Source organism: Bacillus sp. BML-BC051 (assembly GCF_019656175.1).
In the GTDB taxonomy this organism is placed as follows: Bacteria; Bacillota; Bacilli; order Bacillales; family Bacillaceae_G; genus Bacillus_A; species Bacillus_A mobilis.
In genome coordinates this window covers 46,930-54,746 of the sequence record NZ_BPLI01000100.1, presented here as the reverse complement: position 1 = coordinate 54,746, position 7,817 = coordinate 46,930, and the positions used below count along the sequence as shown (strand labels likewise).

The following is a 7,817-nucleotide window of genomic DNA, read 5'->3' as shown; positions in this document are numbered from 1 at the left end:
ACAGTCGGGTTCTTTTATTTTATCTACTCGTCTTCTGAAACGACATTTTTATAAACTTATCCGTCTTCGTTTCAAACTCTACATCAACAAAAACACCATATTCTTTCCCATCCTCACGTAGCCACAATTTAAATTTTTCGACTGTTATCTGAACGGTTTTTGGTTTTCTACCTATATGAAGATAATCAATAATCTCAGCTTTTGGGTATTGTTCTTTCGTCTTTTCTACAGCAAGTTTCCCCCATTTGGCATACGGAGGCTGCGCATGAACAATTGATGGCTCAGTATATATGTTTGAACATGTTGTTATGAACAGGATGGCGATTGCGATACGCTTAAACAATTTTTTCATGATGAACTCCTTTTATCTTTTTTTATATTGTTTACATATTTTTTTAACGATATGAGTTTGGATTTTTTTGTCTTCTTTACATAAAAGCGAGGCTTTTACAAAACATAACCAAGAAATCATTTACATAATTAAGGAGGGAAAATTATGCGCCAAAAAGCTATTTTTAAAATAGCAGTTTTACTTGCGTTCATCGGGCTATCTTTGATGGTAAGTAGTATACAACTAAAAAATGTAGAAGCTTTTTCTAATCAAGTCATTCAAAGAGGAGCATCTGGCGAAGATGTCATTGAACTGCAATCTCGTTTGAAATATAACGGATTTTATACGGGAAAAGTGGATGGTGTTTTCGGATGGGGTACATACTGGGCACTTCGAAATTTTCAAGAGAAATTCGGATTACCTGTTGACGGTTTAGCTGGAGCTAAAACGAAGCAAATGCTAGTAAAAGCAACGAAGTATGACAAGTCGACTGCTAATAAAGGAACGACATCGAATAAAGGAAATAGTGGTGGTACTGCACAAGAAAATAAACCACCTCAAAATAAAGGGACAAATGTTCCAAATGGTTATTCTCAAAATGACATTCAGCTCATGGCAAACGCAGTATATGGAGAATCTCGAGGGGAGCCATACTTAGGACAAGTTGCAGTAGCGGCGGTTATTTTAAATCGTGTTACAAGTGCATCGTTCCCAAATACCGTTTCGGGTGTAATCTTTGAGCCAAGAGCATTTACAGCGGTAGCAGACGGACAAATATATTTAACGCCAAATGAAACAGCGAAAAAAGCTGTATTAGATGCAATTAATGGATGGGATCCAACAGGAAATGCATTGTACTACTTCAATCCTGATACCGCAACAAGTAAATGGATCTGGACTCGTCCACAAATTAAAAAGATTGGGAAACATATTTTCTGTAAATAGAGCGGAGGTGGAACTATGTTACGAGGTATTATAATCGTATTATTAACAGTCGGTGTAGTCGGAACTGGTTACTGGGGCTATAAAGAGCACCAAGAGAAGAATGCGGTATTAATCCGAGCAGAAAATAGCTATCAACGAGCGTTTCATGATTTAGCATATGAGGTTGATTTATTGCACGACAAAATTGGAACAACGCTTGCGATGAATTCACGTGCATCTTTATCACCTGCATTAGCAGATGTATGGAGATTAACATCTGAAGCACGTTCGGATGTAGGGCAATTACCATTAACGTTAATGCCATTTAATAAAACAGAAGAATTTTTAGCAAATATCGGTGATTTTAGTTACCGTGCAGCTATTCGTGATTTAGAAAAAGAGCCGTTAAATGAGCAAGAGTACAAAACATTGGAAACTTTATATTCAAATGCTGGAAATATACAAGATGAGTTACGAAAAGTACAACATCTAGTTTTGAAAAATAATTTACGCTGGATGGATGTTGAGATGGCACTCGCATCAAATCGTGATCCTGCAGACAATACAATTATTGACGGATTAAAAACAGTAGAGAAAAACGTAACCTCATATTCATCTACAAACTTCGGACCTACCTTTACTAGTGCACAAAAAAATAAAAAAGGCGGATTTGAAGCAGAAGGGAAAGCAATTTCTAAAGATGAGGCAGCGAAAATTGCAAAATCGTTTTTGAACTTAAAAGGAAATGAAAAAGTAGATGTTGAGAAAAGTGGAAAAGGTGCGAAAGAATCCTTCTATAGTGTGAAAATAAAAGATCCAGCAACGAATAATGAGTTTTATATGGATATTACCGGAAAAGGCGGATATCCAATTTGGGTTATGAATAATCGGGAAATTAAAGCACAAAAAATTAGTTTAAATGATGCAGGAAGTAAAGGTTTGACATTTTTAAAGGACCATAAATTTAATAATATGGAGCTTTATGATAGCTCGCAATATGATAATGTTGGTGTATTTACGTATGTAGTAAATGAGAATGGCATACGAATTTATCCAGAAGCAATCCAAATGAAAATTGCTTTAGATGACGGTTCTATCGTTGGATTTTCCGCAAAAGAATATTTAGCATCACATCAAAAACGAACAGTTCCATCAGCAAAGCTAACTGCAGCAGAAGCAAGAAAGAAAATCAATCCAGATGTTAAAGTTATGGAAGAACGAAAAGCTGTCGTAGTAAATGATTTGCATAATGAAGTACTTTGCTATGAGTTTGTAGGTACTTTAGGGAAAGATACGTACCAAATTTTCATTAATGCAAATAGCGGCGCAGAGGAAAAAGTAAAGAAAATGCAAGCTGTTGAAAAAATTTATGATTAAACTTTAATAGTAAAGTGGTGAGAATAATGAAGATCCTAATATATATGTTGATGCTTTGCTTTTTTATAACAGGATGCAGTGTTGGAAAAAAGGACAATCCAAACGAAAAACCAGAGCAAAAAAATGTTTCGACGAAAAATGTTAATTACACGAACAAACCAAATAAGCCAAATGAAAAAGCAGCAGACCATTTAGCATCTTTAGCGGCAAGTGTGCCAGGTGTCAATGATGCAACTGCCGTAGTAGTCGGCAAATATGCTATTGTAGGTATTGATGTAAAAGCGAAACTTGATCGAACTCGCGTTGAGTCCATAAAATACTCTGTTGCAGAAAGTTTGAAAAACGATCCTGATGGTGCTAATGCAGTCGTTGTAGCAGATGTTGATACGTATGAACGACTGAAACAAATTGGAAAGCAAATTAAAAAAGGAAAAACAGGTGAAGGTATACTTGATGAGTTAGCTGCCATCGTTGGCCGCGTAATGCCGCAAGTTCCAAATGACATGATTGAAAATCGAGAAACGAATCCAATTAAAGATAATGATAAACAATTACCAAAAGATGAAGAACAAGAACTAAGAAAAGAACAGAATGACCAATCAAATAATCATTTGAATAAATAAAATTAACCCCGTACTTAATTGTACGGGGATTTTTCAGTATAATATTTAATATTCAGTTTATTTTCAAGGGAATATATGGTTTAATTATGATGGGAGGGAAAACTGTTATGATGAAAAAAAGCGCATTAATAGTATGTAGTTTATGCTTAGGTTTCAGTATGACAGCGTGTGAACAGAAGAAAGAAGTGAAGAAACAAACAGCGACTTCTTCTACTGTGATGGAAAGGCAGCAGAAAGATTTTATCAATATAAATCATTTCTCGAACATAAATGAAGGAATGACTTATACAGAAGTGAAAGATTTAATTGGTTTTGATGGTAATTTACTTATAGAAGAAGGTGTAGAAGATTCTACACAAATTAAACAAATTTTTTCTTGGAAGGGAAGCGATTCAACTTCATTAGTTGAAATTACCTTTTTAGATGGAAAAGTGCATTCAAAAGCGCAGCAAGGTTTAAGTTAATAAGTTGAAAAATGGGAGAGTTTCGCATGAACATACATACAGGGGAAATTCAATTAGTTCCGTATAAGGAGAAATATAAGGAAGTTATACAAACATTTACTTTACCAAGTGAACAAGTTCAATTCACATCAGATCCAGGTGAATTATTGGAGAAAGCAAAAAGTGATCGAACAAAAAATGTGATTGTTATTTTAGATTACAATAGGGTACCTGTTGGTCTTTTTGCATTGCAAACAGGAGATAGAGTACAGGAGTTCACAGACAATCAGGATGCTTTACTTTTAACATCATTTTCTATAAATCACAATAGACAAAGAAAAGGATATGCTAAAAAGTCATTAGCACTATTACAAGAGTTTGTAAAATGTTATTTCCCGATAAAAAATGAAGTTGTACTTGCTGTAAATGAAAAAAATATTCCTGCACAAAATTTATACGAAAAAGTCGGCTTCCAAGATAAAGGCTTTAGAAGAATGGGACCAATTGGTCAACAAATCATAATGCATTTACCTATCATAAAATAACGAGAAGAAAAACTTACTCTTGCATAATAAAGTAGTAAGTTTTTTTATGTAGACAATAAAAGAATACATAGTAATAGGTTATATTTAAGAATAAAGAAATTATAGATAGTTACATAAAAAATAAAGTTACTTGAAATACATTTAGTTTTTATAGTTAGACAATCATTAATTAATACTTTTGGGAGGTGTAGCTTTATGGAAATCATTCAATTACTAAAGAAGGATGAATTATTTAATAAGGCCATAGATGTTTTTTGGAAAGAATGGGGTGAGGAAGGTGGGCGTGCATTCTATGAAGATTGTATGATTAATGCTTTAACTGATCCAAATGACATACCGAGTTTTTACATTGCAAAAGTAGATGATGAGATTATCGGAACGTATGCATTAATTCGCAATGATTTAAATAGTCGCCAGGATTTGAGTCCTTGGCTAGCATGTTTGTTTGTAAATGAAAAATTTAGGGGCAATTCTGTAGGAGCAAAATTGTTGAATCATGGACTGCTAGAAGCTGCAAAGAGAGGGTACCAATTTCTTTATCTTACTTCAGATCTTAAAGGCTATTATGAAAAATATGGCTGGGAAAAGATTGGAGTTGCTTATGGACCTAGTGGAAGGTACATACCTTTGTTTAAAAAGTCAACGGCTTTATAACGAAAGCACTTTTTATTCAACAAACAGATGCTTTCGTTGAATAAAATTAAACCGCTATAAGAACCTTACTATAATAAAATGTAGTAAGGTTTTTATAGGGTATTAAATATCTTTACATCAACTTTGAAACACATTTAAACGAGGAGAAATGATATGACAATTTATATTGCATTACTAAGAGGAATCAATGTAGGCGGGCATAAGGTAATCAAAATGGCGGATTTAAAACAAATGTTTGAATCCATAGGGTTAAAACAAGTAAAAACATATATTCAAAGCGGTAATGTCGTGTTCAAATCTGAGGAAGATATAATATTTCTAAAGGAACGAATACAATTGGAAATTAAAAACGTTTTTGGTTTTGATGTTCCAGTCATATTAAGAACATGTGATGAATTTATAAATATGATAAAAAGCTGTCCTTATGAATTCGATTCATTGCTAGAAGGAGAAAGTATATATGTTGCCTTCTTAGCAAATCAACTTTCTGAAAAAGAAAAAGATCAGCTTCTTATGCAAAAAAATGAAACTGAAGATTGTTATATACATGAAAAAGTTGTGTATTTGTTATTCAAAAACAGCATTCGAAATTCTAAATTAATGAACCAGTTTCAGAAGTTATATACACCAGCTACAGTGAGAAATTGGCGGACAGTGAATAAATTAAAAGCGATAGTTGAGAGTATGTAAATTTAAAAAGGTGAGATTTTCTGTATATAGAAAATCTCACCTTTTTATTTATATTGTTTTGCGACTATAAGTTCGACAATAGGATAAATAAAGAAAGAAGAACAAAGGGCGATAAAAAGAGGAAGATTCTTTATTTCATCGAGTAATAAGAATGCAAATCCTTCTGATGCTATTAAAATTAAAAACATAAGGCATATAAGTACAAAGTAAGCAACTTTAAAGCTTTTATATTTAATTTGCTGTCCCATTTCATCTTGGCTTTCTTCCGACACTCCGTTTGGATCTCCCCAAGTAATTTGATTAATTAAATTACCAAGTATTAACGAAAAAGCGAATATTGTTCCTCCTAAAATTGAACCTTCCGTTATATATTTATATGCGCCATGTAAGAGGATTCCGAGTAATGATGTAACGATAATTATGAAAATGATTTTTTTATGATTCAATTTAGAAATGACACCTCCTATAATGTAAAAAACCCTTTACATACATAGTATAAAATTGGAAAAGTTTCATGTCAAATACTTTTTACACAATAAGGAAATAATTTGATATTTTATTTTTGTCTTTTATAAAAAATTACATTACATTTGAATGTAAAAGAATGGGCTCGCATATATTTGGAAGGGATGTCAGATTAATTTAGGGGGTAGTTATGTCTATTCTATTAAAAGCTGGTGCTGATGCAGGAAATAACGGTTTGAAGTTAATGGTGAAAGGGCAAGACCCTATTTTTATTCCGAGTATATATTCTTTATATATAGGAGAGCCTACAGGATTGTTAGATGAGGGAGATGTTTCATTATCTGAATTAGAAAATCACATTGACGTGACCATTAGTTCTCCATCGCTAATGTTAAATAACGTGCGGTATATCGTTGGGGAAAAAGTCATTCAAGATCAATTAAAAGGCACTGAGGTTGAGAAGAAATCAAATAAGTCAACTGATGAGTTAATGGTTATTACAATTCTATCTGGTTTAGCAGTAAGTGCTATGCGTCAAAGTCCAACTTCTAGTCATATTAATATTCGTTATGATTTATCTGTTGCTCTTCCTATGCAGCTTATTACACAAGAAATAGCTGCGGGAAATGCGAAACGTTATATGGGCAATCATAAGGTTGTGTTCCATTATCCAAACGGACGTGATGTGACAATTAATATTTCAATCGAATATTGTAAATGCCTACCTGAGGGCGCTTCTGGTACGTGGGGCATTGTATATGATGAAGAAGGAAATGTAGTGAAACATAAAATAGAATGTGAACAAAATCAAGTTTCAGAAATTGATTTTGTTGATAAAACTTTATTGTCTTTTGATATTGGTGCAGGGACGACAGAAGAAGTAGTTTCACTAGGTGTGAACTTTAGACCACAACTAAGTAAGGGCTTATCATACGGTGTGAAAGAAACGTTACTACAAATTATTACAAGATGGAATCGGAAGTATCCAACAAAGACGATTGATAGTATTACAGAGTTTAACCAAATTTATTTACATGAAAAGCACCCAAGAAATGCGTTACTAGTTGAAGAATCACAACCAGCATTATTAGGTTTAGCAGCGCGTGTCGCAACAGATATCATAAACAAAATTGATGACATGAAAGACGATCCATACGTATTTATTTATGGCGGGGGCGCAGTAATTATTAAAAACAGTTTAAAAATGATTTTAAAACAAAAAGGACGACTAACAAATGTAATCTTTGTAGATAATCCATTATTTACAAATGCACGTGGATTATTAGTCTACACTTGTTCGCCAAAATATAGAGAGCATAAGCAAAAAGAGTTAGGATTTACAAACTTAACGATAAGTTAGTTGGTGGAAGTATGCGATCTAGGCGATATAAACGTGGTGATCGAGTAAAAATCAATATTCATAAATCAGTATCACCTGAAATGATTGCATGGCTGAATAAACAATCAAACCCAACCAATTTCTTTTTCTTTGCAGCGCAGCAACTCTTTAAACAAGTAGGAGATATTGATGTGTCAAAAGCTATACCAAGTAGCCATGTTTTCTCATTATATGTAGAACCATCTTCCATATTAAAGGTTGAAGTAAACCCTTTTAAAAACGTACCACTAGAAGCTAATAAATCCACCGAAAATATAAAAAAAAAATCATGGGAATCTGTTGATCAATTAGATTGTCCTTTTTTTTAAACATAGAAAAATATAAGAAGCGCCCATCACTATACATACGGATACAGTGATGGGCTTT

At 33.2% G+C, this 7,817-nt stretch carries 11 protein-coding genes; 9 read left to right on the top strand and 2 right to left on the bottom strand.

Annotated features, from left to right (window positions below; translation table 11 throughout):
• Positions 1-19: 19 nt before the first annotated feature.
• On the bottom strand, positions 20-352 hold the full coding sequence (locus tag K5S59_RS28455; protein WP_000732615.1) for a DUF3889 domain-containing protein: 333 nt from the start codon (positions 350-352) through the stop codon (positions 20-22).
• A gap of 144 nt (positions 353-496) precedes the next feature.
• Between K5S59_RS28455 and sleB the strand changes: the two genes are divergently transcribed.
• The 7 genes from sleB to K5S59_RS28420 all read left to right on the top strand — a co-directional run bounded on the left by sleB (position 497) and on the right by K5S59_RS28420 (position 5,587).
• Positions 497-1,276 (top strand): spore cortex-lytic enzyme, encoded by a 780-nt coding sequence (sleB, locus tag K5S59_RS28450; RefSeq protein WP_001249049.1) that lies wholly within the window; start codon positions 497-499, stop codon positions 1,274-1,276.
• Between the two features lie 15 nt (positions 1,277-1,291).
• Positions 1,292-2,632 carry a germination protein YpeB gene (gene ypeB, locus K5S59_RS28445; protein ID WP_000943717.1) on the top strand — a complete coding sequence of 447 codons (1,341 nt, stop codon included), beginning with the start codon at positions 1,292-1,294 and terminating at the stop codon, positions 2,630-2,632.
• A gap of 26 nt (positions 2,633-2,658) precedes the next feature.
• Positions 2,659-3,255 carry a YhcN/YlaJ family sporulation lipoprotein gene (locus K5S59_RS28440; RefSeq protein ID WP_000697997.1) on the top strand — a complete coding sequence of 199 codons (597 nt, stop codon included), beginning with the start codon at positions 2,659-2,661 and terminating at the stop codon, positions 3,253-3,255.
• A 107-nt stretch (positions 3,256-3,362) separates the two neighbouring features.
• Positions 3,363-3,719: a hypothetical protein gene (locus K5S59_RS28435; RefSeq protein ID WP_000976461.1), complete on the top strand. Its 357-nt coding sequence runs from the start codon at positions 3,363-3,365 to the stop codon at positions 3,717-3,719.
• Positions 3,720-3,745: 26 nt separating this feature from the next.
• Positions 3,746-4,243, top strand: a complete 498-nt coding sequence (locus K5S59_RS28430; RefSeq protein ID WP_001020880.1) for a GNAT family N-acetyltransferase — start codon at positions 3,746-3,748, stop codon at positions 4,241-4,243.
• 195 nt (positions 4,244-4,438) lie between these two features.
• The gene (locus tag K5S59_RS28425) at positions 4,439-4,897 is read left to right on the top strand and encodes a GNAT family N-acetyltransferase (protein ID WP_000402856.1); all 459 of its coding nucleotides are present in this window, start codon (positions 4,439-4,441) and stop codon (positions 4,895-4,897) included.
• Between the two features lie 153 nt (positions 4,898-5,050).
• Positions 5,051-5,587, top strand: coding sequence for a DUF1697 domain-containing protein (locus K5S59_RS28420; protein WP_120450298.1), 537 nt, complete (start codon positions 5,051-5,053; stop codon positions 5,585-5,587).
• Positions 5,588-5,631: 44 nt separating this feature from the next.
• Here the strand turns inward: K5S59_RS28420 and K5S59_RS28415 are convergent, their stop codons facing one another.
• Complete coding sequence (locus K5S59_RS28415) at positions 5,632-6,033, bottom strand: hypothetical protein (protein WP_001015824.1); 402 nt, start codon at positions 6,031-6,033, stop codon at positions 5,632-5,634.
• A 209-nt stretch (positions 6,034-6,242) separates the two neighbouring features.
• Here K5S59_RS28415 and K5S59_RS28410 point away from each other — a divergent pair, with 209 nt between their 5' ends.
• Positions 6,243-7,412 carry a ParM/StbA family protein gene (locus K5S59_RS28410; RefSeq protein WP_000025614.1) on the top strand — a complete coding sequence of 390 codons (1,170 nt, stop codon included), beginning with the start codon at positions 6,243-6,245 and terminating at the stop codon, positions 7,410-7,412.
• Between the two features lie 11 nt (positions 7,413-7,423).
• Positions 7,424-7,759, top strand: coding sequence for a hypothetical protein (locus tag K5S59_RS28405; RefSeq protein ID WP_097844822.1), 336 nt, complete (start codon positions 7,424-7,426; stop codon positions 7,757-7,759).
• Positions 7,760-7,817: the final 58 nt, after the last annotated feature.